This is a genomic window from Amycolatopsis sp. NPDC031561, from assembly GCF_055580625.1.
In genome coordinates, this window is sequence record NZ_JBVILA010000035.1 from 40,961 (window position 1) to 57,618 (window position 16,658).

Genomic DNA, 16,658 nt, shown 5'->3' on the forward strand with positions numbered 1-16,658 from the left:
GGAGCCCGGCTTCCTGCGCGCGGAACTCCGCACACGACCAGCTCGCCGATCATGTCGGCCATCCGGTAGTACGTCACGTCCGATCGTCCTTAAAGACGCTCGGGTTCTGGGGATTTGTTCAGGGGCAATTCGCGCCCGCATTGATTCATTTCGCATTCCGCGATAACGCATGAGGGGATTTTCATGCCGAAAAACGCCTGGCTAGGCGCTGCCGTCGCGGGCTTGGCCGCCGTGACACTGAGCGCCGTCGCACCGGCCTCGGCCCAACCGTTCGACACTGGCGACCGTGCCACTGTCGCTGGGACGGTGCCCGCGTGGGCCACACCGCAGTCCCGCACGGGCGAAGCGAACGATCACTCCATCCGCCACATCCAGCTCGCCCTGTCCCTGCGCGACCCCGCGTCCGCGCAGACGCTCGCCACACGCTTGGCGTCACCGAACAGCGCCGAGCGCGGGCGCTTTCTCACCTCGCGGCAGTTCCTCGATCGGTTCGCTCCTACCGAGACCGCCGTCGCCTCCGTGAGCGGTTGGTTGACCGCGCAGGGAGTTGCGGTCGAGGGAGTCAGCGGCAACCGGTTCATGATCAGGGCCCATGCGCCGACTTCGGTCTTGGAGCAGGCGTTCGGCACGCAACTGGCCACCTACCGGGACAAGGTCGCCGGCCAGATCACCACTCTCGTCGCCCCGGCTGCGCCAATCAGCGTCCCGGCGCGACTGAAGGCGTCTATCACCGCGGTGCTCGGCCTCGATGACAGCGAGAAGTCCATCCGGCCACAGCACACCATCCCGCACGCAACCGCCCAGGCCCAGAACTGCGCGCGGTGGTGGGGCGAGCAGAATAATCGCGACGTACCACAGAAGTATCCGGCCGGAGCGCAGTCGAACTCCCTGTGCGGCTACACGGGCCCGTCGGTGCGCGCGATGTACGGCCTGAACGCAAGCCAGTCCGGCTCGGGCACCACGATCGGCATCGTTGGCGCCTACGACTCCGCGACGCTGGCCGCGGATGTCAACCGTGCAGCGGCGGACACCCAGACCCCAGGGCTGACCTCAGGGCAGTACAGCAAAGTTCTTCCCGAGGGCGGGTTCACCGACGAGAAGGAATGCGACTCCGGCAGCTGGAAGTTCGAGCAGACGCTCGACGTACAGGCCGCCCACACCATCGCCCCGGCAGCGAAACTTCGCTACTACGCCGGCAAGTCCTGCATCGGCGGTTTGTACGAGGCCTTCAACAAAGCGGTCGAGGACAACGCCGTCGACGTGATCAGCGCGTCGTGGGGCAACGCCGATGGTGAGCGGCGCATGCCGCCCGCCACACGGGATCTGTTCAACCAGATGGCGTTGCAGGCCGCGATCCAGGGTCAGTCGATCATGGTGTCCAGCGGCGATGCCGGAAACAACAGCGGAGCTGTTGGCACGCCCACCGCGAGTTTCCCCGCCACGAGCCCGTATGTCACCGCGGTCGGTGGCACCACGGTGGGGCTCGGGCAGGACAACAAGCCCAAGGTCCTCACTGGTTGGGAGAACAGCGGTAACACGTTGTCCGGGCAGCGCTGGATTCCGCAGTCCGATGCGGACGGTCCGTTCGCCGGCGGAGCCGGCGGTGGGCCCTCCGCCCTCTACGACGCCCCGGAATGGCAGCAGGGCGTCGTTCCCGCCAGCGTCGCCGGTGGACGACGGGCGATCCCGGACGTCGCGGCCCTCGCGGATTCCTATACCGGTCTGCTGATCGGCTTCACCGACGCCTCAGGGCGTTACGGCCTCAGCACCTCCGGCGGTACGTCGCTGGCCGCGCCACTGATGGCAGGTCTCGCCGCCGACGCGCAGCAGGCCCGCGGCGGTGCGCAGCGAGGTGGTCTGCTGAATCCGGCGCTCTATGCCCTACGGGGTGACACCTCCGCGCTCGTCGACGTCGTGCCGCAGAAGGCGGGCGTGTGGACCACGGTCATGCACGCTCTGCCCGGCGCCAAGGTCCCGGGCGCGGAAGGCAGCTACTTGGTCGACTTCGATGCCCGGCCGCAGAACCTCACCAGCGGCCGTGGCTGGGACCCCGTGACCGGCGTCGGCACCCCGGCCCGCGACTTCGTCCGCGCGCTTGCCCGCTGATCCACGTTCGCCGTGCCCGTTCGTCGCGGGCGGGCACGGCGAACCCCCAAATCCGCAACTCACGTCGGAGGCCTCCTCGTGACAGGACCAACTTCCAGCCGCATCGCCGCGGACCAGTACGGCAGCGACCACCCGCCGAGCCGTATGAAGAAGACGTCGCGCCTCGCGTTATTCATCGTGGTCTGGTCGGTCGTCAGCGTAGGTCTCCTTGTTCTGGCGTCGCTCCTGGTGCCGACCGATGACCCGGCGATCGCTCCCACCGACGACACCTCGACAGTGATGGTGTCAGCGCTCCCTGTGGCACCACGGCCGGTTTCCGACCTGACACGGCTACCGAGCGCGACGACGTTCGGCGTCGTCGTCGGAGCGCCCCCCGACCTCAACCGCGAGCAGGTACCGGTCGGGCACGTCGTCCATCCCACCAGGACAGTTCCCGTCTACTCCGCCCCCGGATCCGACGTCTTCGCCGCTTTGCCTTCCATGCAGGTCAGCTCCGAGACGTGGGTCCCCGTGATCGCGGACGAGCCAGGATGGCTGCAAGTTCTGCTTCCCGTCCGCCCCAACGGATCCACCGGCTGGCTATCCACTCAGGACTCCGTACTCGAACACGCGACGAGCCCATACCTGGTGACCGTAGACCGCGCATCGTTTGAGCTGTCGCTCTACCGCAACGGCCAACTCCTCGGTCGCTGGACGGTCGGATTGGGGAGACCGTCAACGGAAACTCCTCGCGGTAGAACCTTCATTCTGGCCTCGCTCGTCGATCCGCACCAGCCGTTCAGCCCCGTGATCCTTCCGCTCGGCACGCACTCCACCAGTCTGGAGACCTACGGCGGCGGCCCCGGCACCACCGGGATCCACGGATGGCCCAGCACAGACGTGTTCGGCAAGCCCTCCAGTGACGGGTGCATCCGCGTGCCCGCAGACGCCCTCCGGCTGCTGAGCACCGAAGTTCCCCTCGGCACCCCCGTCCTCATCGACTGATGGCCCACCTCCACCAACAGAAAGAGCCGACCATGACCACAACCACCTTCCAGCGCGTCAATGCACGCATTATGCTCACCGGACTCAGCATCGGCGCGCTCCTAGCGGCCGGAACGACCTCGTGCCTCACTCCAGCTCAGGCCGAGACCATCTCCGCCGCAAGCGGCATTTCCGTCAGCGGCGCCGAATCCCTCGCTACACAGCCCACTGTGTCCAGCGGTGCCACGGTCAAGACCGGCGGCGGATCGGTCTCCACCAAATCCGGCGCCGTCGTCGCCAGCGGAATCAGCGTCAAGGCCGGCGCCGGGATCGCCGAAGCAACCGTCGCCAGCGTCCGCGTCGGCGGAACCACAGTAGGACCGTTCTCCGCCACGTGCCGCAACGGCAAGACCACGGTCAGCGGCTCCGGCGGCAGCAAGGGGAACCTCACCGTCCGCCCCGGAACATCCGGCCAGGGCAAGGCGACCGCAGCCGTCATCACCGTCTCCGCGGCCGGGTCAGGCAGCACCACGACCACGAGCGAACCACGCCAGAAGAACACGGCGCTCACCATCACCGTCGCGACGGTCGCCTGCAGCGCTGGTACACCTCCTGGCACGACTCCGCCAGACACCCCCGCACCCACCAAACCCGGAGAGCCGCCTAAGGCGACACAGCCGAGTCGCCCTGGTGATCGCACTACTCACCACGACGACCGCGATACCCGGCACGCGCCAGCACCTCAGCCGAAACCCGGTTCCCTTCCGGTCACCGGCTAACCCCAGCCACCTGGCGACGCCGTGACCCGTCCTCGCCTCCACACGAGGACGGGTCACGAGCACCGGCAGACCGCCCACCGAACGTGACACCACGGCGAACCTCCCCGCGCCGCCCTCACGCCCCCACCCGCCAAACGTTCCTACCCACCACGGGGAGAGACCATGTCAACGACCATCCAGTCCAAGACCACCCCGCACACCCACGCCTACCCGGGCGAGATCCCCGAACGATCCGTCCATTTCCTCGGATCACTTCCGGCCGCGATATCTCACACCGACCTGCAAACCATGCAGTGGTTCCTCGACCATGCCGGCGACACGAACCTCCTCACGCTCCCCAGCGACCGCGACCCACGCTGGATCATCGACTGGCTCGACAACCTCACGAACGTCCCCACGCTGCAACCCCGCCGAACCGGCCGCTCGACCGGGTATGACGACATGCCGACCTACCGCCTGGCGCCGGACCGGTTCCTCGCTCCCGAAGATGTCTCCTTACGCCGCGTCCGCGACGTCACCGTCGCCATGGCCACACGCCCACGTCTGCGCACCACGGGAGATCTGCCACCGCACCAAGTGTCGATCCCCAACGCTTTGGACCTCAGCTACTTCTGTTTCGGCGCAGCGCGGCCCGCCCTCGCGGCCCTGCCGATCTTCCGAGACGCGCTGATCGACGACATCCTCGAAATCCACAATCGCTGGGACAGCGAAGTCACCTTCCAGCTCGAGACGCCCGCCGTGCTCACCCTCCTCGAACGCACGCCGCGGCCACTGTGGAAGATGCTCGCCCTCGGTCTTGCGAAACAAATCGCCGAACTGATCACCGCCGCACCACCGGAGATCAACTGGATCATCCACCTCTGCTACGGCGACCTGGCCCATCAGCCCATGTTCGAGCCCACTGACGTGGTCGCCGCCGTCCTCTACCTCAACGCGCTCGAACGCCGCCTGACCAAGGTCGGCTATCCCATGCCGACCGCGCACATTCCCCTGTGCACCGGGACCAGCGCGCCACCGACCGACCGCTCCTTCTACCGCGTGCTCGGACACCTCCGCGGCAACATCGACATCATCGCCGGACTCGTCGACGAAAACAACGCCACGGCGTCACGCATCGCCCTCCAGCTCGCCGAGGACGAACTCGACCGTCCAATCAGGACGATAGCCGCCGCTTGCGGACTCGGCCGCCGATCACCGAAGGCCGCCGCCGCCAACGCACGGCTCGCACAAAGGCTCGCTCGCACGCCCATCCTCCACTAAACCGACAACTTTCAGGAGCAAGACATGAGCAGCATCAGCACAGCCGTCCACCGGCTGTCCACGGGAGCCGACACCCACATTCACGACGACGGCAGCGCCAACACCGCCGTCATCTACGCACCAGCTGTACCTGTCCGGGCCGTCTCCGCCGGACGCATGCACATCCCCGGCGGCAAAACCACCACGCCACAACGACACCGGACCACCGAGGCAATTCTCACCGTCATCAGCGGATACTCCGCGGTCCTGTCCGGCCACCACCTCGAAACCGCCCTCCCACGCCCCGGCGACATGATCTACCTCCCGCCGTCGACCCCGTATTGCGTCGTGAATCTGAGCCTCAACGCCTCAGTGCTCATCCTCAGCTTCCGCGGCGACCCGGGCTTCAGCGCCGACATCGAACACCTTCCCGATCTGGGGTCACGAGTACTCCGGCAAGTGGACAAACTCCGCAGCGACCACATGCACCGCCTCATGAGCCGCCGAACCGGGCACGTGCGCCGCACCCGCTAGAAGCCTCAAGCACCCACTACACCGTCCGGAGCCTCCGATGCGAGCCATCATTCTCGCCACAGCAAAGGATCTGCTCACCCACCACGCCCGCGACAGAGACAAGACGGACCTGTCCCTGGACGAGGTCGCGGCCTGTTCCGGTTTGTCCCGGCATCACCTGCGCGCCTATTACACCTCTCCCGACGCGATCGTCCGCGACCTGCGCCACGACTCGACGAGCACCAGGAGTGCACATGCGCTGGACTGACATCCACATCCGCGGCGTCGGAGCCGCGCTTGGCGACCTCGTCCCGGTTCGGGAACTCACCACCGCCACCAGGAGTGCACATGCGCTGGACTGACATCCACATCCGCGGCGTCGGAGCCGCGCTTGGCGACCTCGTCCCGGTTCGGGAACTCACCACCGCCTCCGCGCGCCGCACGGATTCCGCGACGGGACAGCGGTCCATCTCCCTCGCCCGCGGGAGGACCGGCATGGACCTCGCTGTCCAAGCAGGCCGCAACGCGCTCGCGAGTCTCGCCATGACGACCGACGGCCCTCTCGCCGTACCTGACCTGCACTTCCACGCCGCCATCTGGCGAGGCTCCCGCGGACTCGACTTCTGGTCCCGCGCCGCCTACGTCCGCTCCCGGCTCGGCCTGCCAGCCGGGCCCGGCATCGCTACCGAGATCAACGCCATGAGCAACTCCCTGGTCGGCGGCCTCGACCTCTCCGCACGCATCCTCGCCGGCAGCAAGGACGCCGGAACCGTCATGCTCACCGGCGGCGAAACCTTCGGACCCCCTGCCTTCGACCACCTCACCGCCGACCGCGACATCGCCTACGGCGACGGCGGCTCCGCACTCATCATCGGCCGCGAGCCCGGACTCGCCGAAGTCCTCGCGACCAGCTCCTGGAGCGACCCCACCCTCGAACAGCTCCACCGCGGCGCGACACGATTCCAGCCACCCGGCACCACCGAAGTCGGCATCGAAACCATCCACGAACGCAAAGCCCACTACACCGACACCGTCGGCGCCGCATCCATCCATCAACGCAACACGACCGGTCTGACCTACGTCGTCGACGAAGCGCTCAACCACGCCCAACTCGACGCCGCCGACCTGACGTGGGTCCTGCTCCCGCACTACGGACATCGTCTCCTGCACAGCCAATGCCTCCAGCCACTCCGGCTGTCCCCCGACCGAAGCCTGATCCACGCCGGCGACCAATGGGGCCACGTCGGACCCAACGACCAGCTCATCGGCCTCACCCACCTGCTCACCCGCCACGCCGTACAACCAGGCGATCACGTCGCACTCATCGGTATCGGTATCGGCATGACCTGGACCGCCAGCATCCTGCGCATCACCACCGTCCCCAGCGAGATGCGGAACTACCAGCTACCGACCCTGCAGCCCTGGAAAACCCGGACACCGCCCAGGCCCACGAATCACGCCAAGCAGGGCTACCTCCGCTAGCGCCGAGCCGAGTGGCGCTCGTGCACTCCACACGGGCCTTGAACTCACCGGCGACCAGACCTCCCAACCGCAGCACTGGTGATCCGCATGAACGACCTCCGCAACGACCAGCCCGACCACACTGCCGTCGACCACCCTGCTCGAGACCCTGCGGGCTCAGACCTCGACAAGGCACTGTTCGGCCCTCCGTATATCTACATCACCGCCGACAACACAGCTATCGCCGTCGTTCATCAGCGACCCAACCGAACCGACGCTCGGCCGTCCGACGCTGTCAGCACAGTCGGCACCCTGCACCCAGCTACCTGCGGAATCGACATCGATCCCGGCGACACTGGAGCGTCCGCCGAAGCTGGACACGCCTTCGGCGACGCCATCGCCTCCTGGTGCGATCGCCTCGGCCTTCCCTGGCTACGTCGCTCCTCCGGCAGACCGGGCCACCTTCACCTCATTGCCCTCGTCCCTCAGCAACTCCGGCAGGAACTTCGCACCCTCAGCGCTCAACTCGCACGGCACCATGCGATCTCAGCAACGGTCCGGAACACACTTCGTCTCACCGCAGCACCGCACCGTCTCGGCTTACCCAGCCCGATCATCGACGGCACGCTCAAAGCGCGCGACCTGCCCGCATCTACGAGAGCCGAACGACCTGGCGCGCCAACACGTCGTCAGCGGCGGCCTTCTCGATCACCCCACGCCGGAAGCCGCTCCGAGAGCGAATACGGCGACGCTCTCGCGCGGGCCCGCGCAGGCTGGACCACCGATCAAGCGTGGCGAGCCGCGAACCGTCATGGGGCCAAGGCCGCCGAAATCGGCAAACGAGCCTGGCAACGCTGGATCTGGGCACCCGCTCGAACGATCGTCGACGCCGAGCAAAATCTTCCAGAGGACGCCGCATGGAGACGCTTCGAACAGGCATCCCCTGAACAGGCAGGACACCTTGGCAACAATCGCTGGCGTATAGAGCGCTGGCTACCTGCGGTCGCCGAAGCACGCAGCGAACGCCCTCGCCGATATCGCCTCAGGGCACAGTCGAAAACCTTCCCAGCAGGACAAAACCGCCACCTGCAAATCACCGCTACACGGCGAGTCCTTCGAATCACCGCCTCTTTTCGTTTGCGTGCTCCATCAGCAGGGTCAATCAACGTGAAGCCGATCACTCTTTACGCCGCACTTGACGCGCTCGCGACAGCCATCGTCACTCGGTCGGGATCGCTATCTATTCGCACCTGGGCAGAAGAATCTCTTCTGGACCCCAAATCTGTCCGCCGAGCCCGTGACGCAGCCGAAAGACTCGGCCTCATCCGCCGCACCCACGCCTACCAGGGAGGACCGGACGACTGTGATCATTGGCATCTCACCCAACACTTAGAAGAGTTGACCTCCCGCTTATCGTTAAAATCCCCCACTATTCTGTACACCCCCCACGCCCCCCAACTCGGCGCAGCAGATTATGTTCGCTTGCGCCGAACCCATCAAGCGGAACAAGCCATGTGGCGCGCTACCTGGATAGCGACAAGCCAACCACAAGAAGCTACACCTCAAACTAATTACAACACTCATAGATCGACAGATTTCAATACTTCCAAAGCATCCAAAATACAACGACTCACCCTTGTGCAATTCTGCCATTTACCACATTACCCCGACTTGTCGCAAGCAAACACCAAGACCAGAAGTTCGCCCAAGTTGCGCATCCGCAGAGGACGAGTCCAACTCGCCCGTGCCCCATTATACAATAGGGAGTCAATCTCGTCGCACCAAACCCAGAATGCGTGTCAAATCAGAGCAAGACCCGTGCAAACAATGCGCAAATTGGATGCCCTGAAGCCCGCGATACTGCGCTTTGAAATCTTCAAGAAGCCGCAAAAATAATCCGATTTTCAGAGATGAACATATCCAGGGCAATAAAGCAGGAATGCCTGCGCCAAGACCAAACCGTCGAATAGCCTGGGACCACAGACCACACCTCACCTATACCGCGAGGTAACCCGCGACAACTGTGCACCCACGAGCCTGGGAGAAACCCATGACGTCCTCAGTTCTTTGCCAGCCGCCTGTTCTCGCGATTGATACAGAACCAAGACAGTTCAAGGTGCACCTCAAGCACGAGGACGCTGTCAGAGGTGGTGGAGCATGACGGAAGAGTCCACAACGGGAGCCGTGATTGGGATCGCACCAACCGCTTGGCTCTCGCCTCGCGAAGTCGGTGAGATAATTGGCAAGTCGAAATGGGCCGTGCACGCAATGTGCCGGAAAGGTGTTCTCGGGTCACGTCGAGTCGGCAATCGTTGGAAGATCAGTGGCGCACATGTCATTGAGCTATTGACTGGCAGTGACCGCCAGTTAGACATGGACGGATCGAGCTCCTAGCTCGGCGTCCGCCACATCCAGATGCCAGCCGAAAATTGGGTTTAGCACTAAGGCCTGTATCGAAGTCGGTTAGAGCCATTCGTTGATCGCTGCGATGTGGGTGGTGGCTTCGTAGCGGACGGCAAGTTTGTCGTAGCGGGTAGCCACCCCACGGTGACGTTTGAGCCGGTTGATGCCGCACTCCACCGCGCGGCGCTGCTTGTAGATCTCAGGGTCGAAGGCCGGTGGCCGCCCGCCCTTCGACCCCTTCGCCTTGCGGTGCGCGTCCTGATCGGCCTTGCTCGGGATAGTCGCCCTGATCCCGCGACCGCGCAGGTAAGCGCGGTTGGCTTTCGAGGTGTAGGCATTGTCGGCAAGGACACGCTCAGGGCGGGTGCGGGGCGGGCCACCAGCCATACGGGGCACCCAGACACCGGCCAGGACCGGAATGAACTGCGGGCTGTCATTCCGCTGCCCGGCGGTCAGCACGATCGACACCGGCTTCTGCCCCTGCTCACACCCCAGATGCAGCTTCGTGGTCGACCCACCGCGGGACCGACCCAACGCGTGATCATCAGGCTCGGTGCCGCTCCGACCCGGCAACTCGGCCTGCAGATCCCCCTTTTCCGCGCACCCGCGGCATGCTGATGCGCCCGAGCGATCGTGGAGTCCACGCTTACATCCCACGTGATCCGTCCGGCCGTCTCGGCCAGCGCCTGCAACTGCGTCAGAATCCGCTGCCAGGCACCAGCACGCTGCCACCGCCGGAGCAACCCGTACACCGCAGCCCAGGACCCATACGCCTCAGGCATGTCCCGCCACGGCGCGCCAGTGCGCACCCGCCACCGGATCCCATCGATCAACTGCCGCCTGCTCCACAACGACGGCCGACCCGGCCGCGACGGGACAGGCAACAACGGCTCCAGCGCAGCCTCCCTGCAGGGGTCAGCGGTGCGTTAACGTGGAGTCACGAGAGCCTCCAGGCAGCCGGTGCAGATGTCGCAATCCGCACCGAACCCGGAGGCCCTCCCTCATACCAAGATCATCCGACTACGTGTCGGCCCGTTCACAACCTCACAGGGCAATACACCTAGGTCGGGCACTTGAGCGGATCAGTACCTACGCTTTCACTGTTGGCCCACAGCACGAAGCGCAGCTCTCCAGTGAACCTGATGCTTCCCGTTGCTCCGCATGCAGCGCCGAGGAGCAGTGGATCGAGAATGCCGGGTGGCCACGGCCGCGTGGTATTGAAACCGCGGAGGGGCCGGCGGTCATGGCACATGCACATGACGTGGACCTGCCCCGCCTGCCAGTTCGAGCGAGGGCAGCAACTAGCGACCTTGCCAGCGACCTCTGGCACCTGATGAATAGCGCCGCCCTAGAAGGCTGCGATCTCTTCATCAAGCGATCGCTCCTACAACGACAAGGGCCTAAACCGAACTTTGTGCCGACCGCGAGCGCGAGTACGACCTGCGCTCGCGGTTGCAGTCAGAGTGCGTTCACAGGCGGTGACCACGAGGAGCGGCGCGACATCCCAGGTGTCAGCTATCGATGCTACGAGGCTTGGTGAACGCGGGGTCTGGCCAGGGCATATTCGGGCATGCCTAGTGTTCGATCCAATCTCAGCCGGATCATGCCCCAGAGACCGAGGCATCCATGGTTTACCCATGCCTTTGCGACGCCCCGTCTTACCCCATGGCTCTCCGTTGCTCTCCGGACAGCTCGCCCAGGGGTGACTAGGCACCTCCAACACCCTCCGGTAGGCTCCCTAACACACCGAAGATGACAGAATCAGTACTACTTCGCCACCGAGCGCGGCATCCTCGGCTACGAGAAGAACCGCCACGACTTCAACAAGCTGATCTGGAAGATCGCGTCGCCGAAGTGGACCTTCGACGACGCGACCTACGACCGCTCGGCGGCCTGTTTCGACAATCCGGACCACGTGGCCATCGTGATCCACAACTACCGCTGGCGGCTCAGCCTCGCCGACGGCGACCCGAAACTCGATGCCCTCGAACAGAAACTCGCGACGGGCCCGGCGGTCTCGGTCCCCACGATCACGATCGGCAGCGACTTCGACGGCCCGAACACCGACGGCAAGGTCTACCGGTCGAAGTTCTCCGGCAAGTACGAGCACCGCGTCCTGAACGGGATCGGCCACAACGTGCCGCAGGAGGCTCCGGAGGAGTTCGCCAAGGCCGTCATCGACGTCGACCGGTTCTAGCGCGCCCCGGTGAGGTGTTCGAGTGCCAGCTGGGACAGGCGGATGAAGCCGTAACCGCGTTCCGCCGCCTTGTCCGGGTCGAAGTCCTCGAACGCCGACCGGTCCGCCAGCAGATCCGCGGCGGTCTCGCCCTCGTCGAGCGTCGGTTTCGCCAGCTCCGGGACGAGCGCGGCGTCCAGCGCGGCCCGCACCTCGGGATCGGACCGGAAGGCGCGGGAGCGTTCGGCGAAGAGCAGGTAGCTGGCCATGTTGGCCTCGGCGCTGGCCCAGACGCCGTCCATGTTCTCCGTGCGCAGCGGCTTGTAGTCGAAGTGGCGCGGCCCGTCGTAGCCGCCGTGCTCCAGCAGGTCCACCAGGAAGAACGACGACAGCACGTCGCCGTGGCCGAACACGAGGTCCTGGTCGAACCGCGGGCCGCGCTGGCCGTTGAGGTCGATGTGGAACAGTTTGCCCTGCCACAGGGCCTGCCCGATGCCGTGGACGATGTTGAGCCCGGCCATCTGCTCGTGCCCGACCTCCGGGTTCACGCCGACGATCTCGTGGTTGTCCAGCGTGGAGATGAACGCGAGCGCGTGCCCGACGGTCGGCAGCAGGATGTCCCCACGCGGCTCGTTCGGCTTCGGTTCGAGCGCGAGCCGAAGGCCGTAACCCTGGTCGATGACGTACTGGGCGAGGAAGTCGATGCCCTCGCGGTAGCGGTCCATCGCCGCGTGGACGTCCTTCGCGGCATCGGTCTCGCTGCCCTCACGACCGCCCCAGAGCACGAACGTCGACGCGCCGAGTTCGGCGGCGAGGTCGAGGTTCCGCAGCACCTTCCGCAGCGCGTAGCGGCGGACTTCGCGGTCGTTGCTCGTCAGGCCGCCGTCCTTGAAAACGGGGTGGCTGAACAGGTTCGTGGTCACCATCGGGACGACGAGGCCGGTTTCGGCCAGGGCGGCCTGGAATCGCTTCAGGTGCCGCGCCCGCTCGGCGTCGTCCGAGCCGAACGGGATGAGGTCGTCGTCGTGGAAGGTGATGCCCCAGGCGCCGAGGTCCGAGAGGCGGTGCACGGCCTCGACCGGATCGAGCGGTGCCCGGCTCGCCGGGCCGAACATGTCGTTCGCCTGCCAGCCGACGGTCCAGAGTCCGAAGCTGAACTTGTCCGCACGCGTCGGTGCCTGAACCATCACGCCTCCCATTAGTTTGATGCCTGAACTTATCGACGCCATCCCGGCGGGTCAAGGCTTTCGTTCAAGCATCGAACGAATACACTCGCGCGATGATCGGCACGCGTCCGGCTGGACAGCACACCGTGCGGCAGCACAACGCCGCCCTCGTCCTCGGCGCGATCGCGGACGGCCCCGGCACCTCGCGGGCAGGCCTCGCCGCCGCCACCGGTCTCACGAAGGCCACCGTGTCGAGCGTGGTCGACCGCCTGATCGCGGCCGATCTCGTGGCCGAAGGCGAGCCGGAGCGCCGCGTCGGCCCGGGACGGCGAGGCACGGTCGTGTCGCTCTCCCCCACCGGGCCGCACGGGCTCGGCATCGAGATCGGCGTCGACTATTTGGCGTCCTGCCTGGTGGATCTAAACGGGGCAGTCCGCTTCGAGGAGGTCCGGTACGCGGACAACCGGACTCCGCGTGTCTTCCAGCGTGTGTCGGCGTTCCTGCGCACGGCGCGAAAGCGGGCGGAAGCGCTCGGCGTGCCCGTCGGCGGAGTGGGCATCGCGGTTCCGGGCCTGGTCGAATCCGGCGTCGTGCGGCTCGCCCCCAACCTGGGCTGGCGCGACGTCGACCTCGCGGACCGGCTCGGCGAGACCTTCACCGTCGCCAACGAAGCCAACTTCGCCGCGCTCGCCGAACTCTGGCACGGCACCGCGTTGCCGGATTTCGTCCACGTGTCGGGAGAGATCGGGATCGGCGCGGGAATCGTGCTGGACCGGGCCCTGTTCGAGGGCGTCCGCGGCGCGGGCGGCGAGATCGGCCACCTGCCGGTGGCGCCCGATGGCCCGCCTTGTTCCTGCGGCGCGAACGGCTGCCTGGAACGGATGGCGGGTCAGGAGGAGATCCTGCGGCTGGCGGGCGCCGACACGGTGGACGACTTGATCTCCGCATTGGAATCGGACGACGCCGCCGCGATCACCGCGATCGCCGTCGTCGCGGGTCATCTCGGCGTCGGACTGTCCACTGTGGTCAATCTGATGGACGTCCCGGCGGTGGTGCTAGGCGGGACCTACGCGCGACTGGAGCCGTGGCTGCGTGAGCCACTTCTCGCCGAGTTCGAGCGCCGCGTACCCAGCACGGCGTGGTCGCCGGTGCGGGTCGTCCGCTCGGCGCTCGGCACGGGAGCCGCCGTACGAGGTGCGGCCGGCTCGGTCATCCGCGGCATCCTCGCGGATCCCGAGCACCATCTCACGACTCACTGGCCATCCGATCAGGACGCTCAGGGCCGGTGACCCCGGGCAGCAACGGCTCGATCGCCTGCGCCCGCTGCTCGATGTCGGGCCGCTGGGCTCGCCGCGCGTAGTCGATAAGGGCCTCGCGGTCCTCCCGCAGTAGCCACCCCTGCTCGCTTCCGGTCTCCAGCCTCACGAGGTGCTGCACCAGTTCGGCGGACTCGGCGCCGAAATCCCGCATCCGGCGCGTCAGCAGTTCCGCCGCACCGAGGTAGCCGTTGTTCCAAGCGTGGACGGCGAGCAACTGCGCCGTCGCGGCGAGGATGTCGCCGAGGTGGAACCCGCCCTCCGCGGCGAGATGCCCGGCGAGCCGGAAACTGCGTCTGCCCTCGCCGACCGGCCCCTCCTCGCGAATCGCTTCGAGCAGCGCCCCGATCTGCCGCGTCAGGTAATCCTGACCCGCGCCTTCCACCGTCACCGCAGTCCTCCACCCAGTCGCCGAGATCGTAGGGAGGTGTCAATGGGGAGTACTTCAGATACAGCGAATGCCGAACCGTTATCACCCGAATGGGGTGTGCGGCCGTACCTCTCGGTCAACAGAGTGCCACGGCTCCCGTCTCGCCCGCGGGGCACCAACCCGGATGCTGACGTAACCACTGGTCTGCCGAGGACCGATTGCCCATCGAACCCGCCTGTATTCGGCGGGTGGGCGGAGAGCGTTACAGAGTCCCGGGGCGACGCGTGCGAGACGTCCCCCCGGGACTCACTGGCGCGGCAAGGGTCAGCTGGTGGTGGCGGTGTTGATCGCCCGTGCGTAGGCGGCGGCCGTGCCTTGCGCCGAACACTTCTTGATGTCGTCGTACAGCCACATGAAGCCACCGGGGATGCCCGCGGACGACTTCCACGACCTCATCCGGCTCTCCACCTGCGCGGGCGAGTTCCCCGCGGTGCAGCCGGAGCCGTTCTTGCTCCACAGCCCCGGATCCACCGGCATGCCGAGCGACTGCGACCACGTCGCCGGATTGTTGCCGCTGCCGCCCGCGTACGCCTGGAGGTACACACGATCGACCAGGCCGCCGAGTCCGTTCTTCACGCCCTGCCAGTACGAGACCGCGGTGTACGGCGCGAGGGTGAAGTTGCGGTAGCCCATGGCGTTCGCCATCCGGGCGAAGGTGACGGTGGAGTCGACGTCGTAGTGTGATTCGTCGTCGTTGTTGATCGCGTCGGCGCCGGTGGCGTTCTTCAGCGCCAAAAAGTTGCGGTACAGAATGGTCCCGCTGCCGGTGCCATCGCGCGTGATCAGGTTGTCGATGGCCTCCCAGTCCGGCGTGCCCCAGGCGCCGACCGAGACCTCGATGCGGTTGACCGACGTCGGTGCCTGCTTCAGCGTCCTCAGCCTCGCCGGCCATCCGGCGTCGCCGACGTACCGGCCGCCCGCGACCACGAGGTGGTCGTTGTAGTAGAGATCCCCGTTGTCGTGGACGTGGATGCTCCACAGGATGACCGTGGTGAACCCCGACGAGCGCAGGGTGTCCATGACGCCCTGTCCGTCCTGATAGAACGGTCCCCCGCCGTAGATCGCGGAACGTCCGGCCACGGCGGGTGCCGTCTGGGCTTCGGCGGCGCTCGGTTGACTCGTCTGCACGATCGCCGCGGCGGCCACGAACGCCACCATCGCCCGCACCCAGGTCCACCTCATCAGGTCAGCTCCCTTCGGCCTGTTCCGGAGGGTATGAGATTTTCCAACGGCAGAGCCAGGTTTGTTCAGAGATCTGTCCGGTGGAATAGACCGTTCAGCGCATGCGACCGCTCTCGGCGCGGCTGATAGCGGGCGGACTGTCCGTGACGCCACAATCACCCCATGGACCTCAACAGTCGCCGCCGCGGCGCGTGAAGGCCCCCTTCCCTCGGCTCAGCGAAGGAAACTCGACCTTCACGCCTTCCCGAGAAGGTGAAGTACGTGAAGCCCCCTTCATTGCGCCTAGGTATATGAAGGGGACCTTCACGTACTGCCAGCGAGCGCAACCCCCGCATTTAGAGGACTAAACGCGTGGGGCGGCGCCCTGCTGTTCCTCGAAGATCAGCCAGGTCCGGGTCGACCGCACACCTTCCAGCGCCTGCAGGCGTTCCAGGACGACGTCCCGCAGTGACGCGTTGTCCGGCGTCCGTACCAGCAGCAGGATGTCGAAGTCGCCGCCGACCAGCGACACGTGCTCGACGTACGGGATCTCCCGCAACTCGGCCGACATCGTGCGCCACGACGTCTGCTCGACGGTGATCAGGATGTACGCGCTCGTCCCGAGTCCGGCCCGCCGTGGGTCGATCCGCGCGCCGAAGCCGGTGATGACGCCTTCGGACATCAGCCGGTCCAGCCTCGCGTAGGCGTTGGTGCGCGAGATGTGCAGCCGCTCCGCCAGCGCTCGGACGGCGAGCCTGCCGTCGGTGGACAGTTCGTTGAGGATCTCGCGGTCGATGTCGTCGAGGGCAAGGACCGTTCGTCCCGGATCCGGCCCGTGAGCCACGCCACTTGTGGACGGTTGGCGCGACTGAACCGATTCTGCGGACAGTTTGTCACTCATTTCGCCTGCCCCTTGAACACCAGAACTCCGGAAACCACCATTTC

The 16,658-nt window shown here is 66.1% G+C and carries 14 protein-coding genes and 2 pseudogenes; 10 read left to right on the forward strand and 6 right to left on the reverse strand.

Annotation, left to right across the window (positions count from 1 at the left end; genetic code table 11):
• Nucleotides 1–183: 183 nt before the first annotated feature.
• Nucleotides 184–2,106 carry a S53 family peptidase gene (locus tag ACZ5IK_RS40875; protein WP_465492615.1) on the forward strand — a complete coding sequence of 641 codons (1,923 nt, stop codon included), beginning with the start codon at nucleotides 184–186 and terminating at the stop codon, nucleotides 2,104–2,106.
• Nucleotides 2,107–2,250: 144 nt separating this feature from the next.
• Entirely contained in the window at nucleotides 2,251–3,090 is an 840-nt protein-coding gene (locus tag ACZ5IK_RS40880; protein WP_465492616.1) for a L,D-transpeptidase, read from the forward strand.
• A 136-nt stretch (nucleotides 3,091–3,226) separates the two neighbouring features.
• Here the strand turns inward: ACZ5IK_RS40880 and ACZ5IK_RS40885 are convergent, their stop codons facing one another.
• Nucleotides 3,227–3,688, reverse strand: coding sequence for a hypothetical protein (locus ACZ5IK_RS40885; protein WP_465492617.1), 462 nt, complete (start codon nucleotides 3,686–3,688; stop codon nucleotides 3,227–3,229).
• Between the two features lie 322 nt (nucleotides 3,689–4,010).
• Here ACZ5IK_RS40885 and ACZ5IK_RS40890 point away from each other — a divergent pair, with 322 nt between their 5' ends.
• The 6 genes from ACZ5IK_RS40890 to ACZ5IK_RS40915 all read left to right on the forward strand — a co-directional run bounded on the left by ACZ5IK_RS40890 (nucleotide 4,011) and on the right by ACZ5IK_RS40915 (nucleotide 9,455).
• The gene (locus ACZ5IK_RS40890; protein WP_465492618.1) at nucleotides 4,011–5,108 is read left to right on the forward strand and encodes a hypothetical protein; all 1,098 of its coding nucleotides are present in this window, start codon (nucleotides 4,011–4,013) and stop codon (nucleotides 5,106–5,108) included.
• A 24-nt stretch (nucleotides 5,109–5,132) separates the two neighbouring features.
• Nucleotides 5,133–5,621 carry a hypothetical protein gene (locus ACZ5IK_RS40895; protein WP_465492619.1) on the forward strand — a complete coding sequence of 163 codons (489 nt, stop codon included), beginning with the start codon at nucleotides 5,133–5,135 and terminating at the stop codon, nucleotides 5,619–5,621.
• A gap of 37 nt (nucleotides 5,622–5,658) precedes the next feature.
• Nucleotides 5,659–5,868, forward strand: a complete 210-nt coding sequence (locus tag ACZ5IK_RS40900; RefSeq protein WP_465492620.1) for a hypothetical protein — start codon at nucleotides 5,659–5,661, stop codon at nucleotides 5,866–5,868.
• Between the two features lie 80 nt (nucleotides 5,869–5,948).
• Nucleotides 5,949–7,082, forward strand: coding sequence for a 3-oxoacyl-[acyl-carrier-protein] synthase III C-terminal domain-containing protein (locus ACZ5IK_RS40905; RefSeq protein WP_465492621.1), 1,134 nt, complete (start codon nucleotides 5,949–5,951; stop codon nucleotides 7,080–7,082).
• Nucleotides 7,083–7,169: 87 nt separating this feature from the next.
• Complete coding sequence (locus ACZ5IK_RS40910; RefSeq protein ID WP_465492622.1) at nucleotides 7,170–8,957, forward strand: hypothetical protein; 1,788 nt, start codon at nucleotides 7,170–7,172, stop codon at nucleotides 8,955–8,957.
• Nucleotides 8,958–9,218: 261 nt separating this feature from the next.
• Complete coding sequence (locus ACZ5IK_RS40915) at nucleotides 9,219–9,455, forward strand: helix-turn-helix domain-containing protein (RefSeq protein WP_465492623.1); 237 nt, start codon at nucleotides 9,219–9,221, stop codon at nucleotides 9,453–9,455.
• A 69-nt stretch (nucleotides 9,456–9,524) separates the two neighbouring features.
• Here ACZ5IK_RS40915 and ACZ5IK_RS40920 read toward each other — a convergent pair.
• Nucleotides 9,525–10,360, reverse strand: a pseudogene (locus tag ACZ5IK_RS40920) (IS5 family transposase).
• Between the two features lie 866 nt (nucleotides 10,361–11,226).
• Here ACZ5IK_RS40920 and ACZ5IK_RS40925 point away from each other — a divergent pair.
• A pseudogene (locus ACZ5IK_RS40925) lies at nucleotides 11,227–11,661 on the forward strand (alpha/beta fold hydrolase); the annotation flags it as partial.
• On the opposite strand, the gene xylA reads toward ACZ5IK_RS40925, so the two are convergent.
• Nucleotides 11,658–12,827, reverse strand: a complete 1,170-nt coding sequence (gene xylA / locus ACZ5IK_RS40930; RefSeq protein WP_465492624.1) for a xylose isomerase — start codon at nucleotides 12,825–12,827, stop codon at nucleotides 11,658–11,660. The pseudogene ACZ5IK_RS40925 and the gene xylA sit on opposite strands and share 4 nt — an antisense overlap.
• 92 nt (nucleotides 12,828–12,919) lie before the next feature.
• Between xylA and ACZ5IK_RS40935 the strand changes: the two genes are divergently transcribed.
• Nucleotides 12,920–14,095, forward strand: coding sequence for an ROK family transcriptional regulator (locus tag ACZ5IK_RS40935; protein WP_465492625.1), 1,176 nt, complete (start codon nucleotides 12,920–12,922; stop codon nucleotides 14,093–14,095).
• Here ACZ5IK_RS40935 and ACZ5IK_RS40940 read toward each other — a convergent pair.
• The 3 genes from ACZ5IK_RS40940 to ACZ5IK_RS40950 form a co-directional block, all read right to left on the reverse strand.
• Nucleotides 14,052–14,513 carry a hypothetical protein gene (locus ACZ5IK_RS40940; protein ID WP_410601080.1) on the reverse strand — a complete coding sequence of 154 codons (462 nt, stop codon included), beginning with the start codon at nucleotides 14,511–14,513 and terminating at the stop codon, nucleotides 14,052–14,054. The two genes, ACZ5IK_RS40935 and ACZ5IK_RS40940, sit on opposite strands and share 44 nt — an antisense overlap.
• A 303-nt stretch (nucleotides 14,514–14,816) precedes the next feature.
• Nucleotides 14,817–15,734 carry a lysyl endopeptidase gene (locus tag ACZ5IK_RS40945; RefSeq protein ID WP_465492626.1) on the reverse strand — a complete coding sequence of 306 codons (918 nt, stop codon included), beginning with the start codon at nucleotides 15,732–15,734 and terminating at the stop codon, nucleotides 14,817–14,819.
• A 343-nt stretch (nucleotides 15,735–16,077) separates the two neighbouring features.
• Entirely contained in the window at nucleotides 16,078–16,557 is a 480-nt protein-coding gene (locus ACZ5IK_RS40950) for an Lrp/AsnC family transcriptional regulator (protein WP_465492627.1), read from the reverse strand.
• Nucleotides 16,558–16,658: the final 101 nt, after the last annotated feature.

Coding starts and splice junctions, on each gene's coding strand:
- ACZ5IK_RS40905 (WP_465492621.1), top strand. CDS start 5,949: ATGCGCTGGACTGACATCCACATCCGCGGCGTCGGAGCCGCGCTTGGC.
- ACZ5IK_RS40900 (WP_465492620.1), top strand. CDS start 5,659: ATGCGAGCCATCATTCTCGCCACAGCAAAGGATCTGCTCACCCACCAC.
- xylA (WP_465492624.1), bottom strand. CDS start 12,827: ATGGTTCAGGCACCGACGCGTGCGGACAAGTTCAGCTTCGGACTCTGG.
- ACZ5IK_RS40910 (WP_465492622.1), top strand. CDS start 7,170: ATGAACGACCTCCGCAACGACCAGCCCGACCACACTGCCGTCGACCAC.
- ACZ5IK_RS40880 (WP_465492616.1), top strand. CDS start 2,251: ATGAAGAAGACGTCGCGCCTCGCGTTATTCATCGTGGTCTGGTCGGTC.
- ACZ5IK_RS40890 (WP_465492618.1), top strand. CDS start 4,011: ATGTCAACGACCATCCAGTCCAAGACCACCCCGCACACCCACGCCTAC.
- ACZ5IK_RS40945 (WP_465492626.1), bottom strand. CDS start 15,734: ATGAGGTGGACCTGGGTGCGGGCGATGGTGGCGTTCGTGGCCGCCGCG.
- ACZ5IK_RS40915 (WP_465492623.1), top strand. CDS start 9,219: ATGACGGAAGAGTCCACAACGGGAGCCGTGATTGGGATCGCACCAACC.
- ACZ5IK_RS40875 (WP_465492615.1), top strand. CDS start 184: ATGCCGAAAAACGCCTGGCTAGGCGCTGCCGTCGCGGGCTTGGCCGCC.
- ACZ5IK_RS40935 (WP_465492625.1), top strand. CDS start 12,920: ATGATCGGCACGCGTCCGGCTGGACAGCACACCGTGCGGCAGCACAAC.
- ACZ5IK_RS40895 (WP_465492619.1), top strand. CDS start 5,133: ATGAGCAGCATCAGCACAGCCGTCCACCGGCTGTCCACGGGAGCCGAC.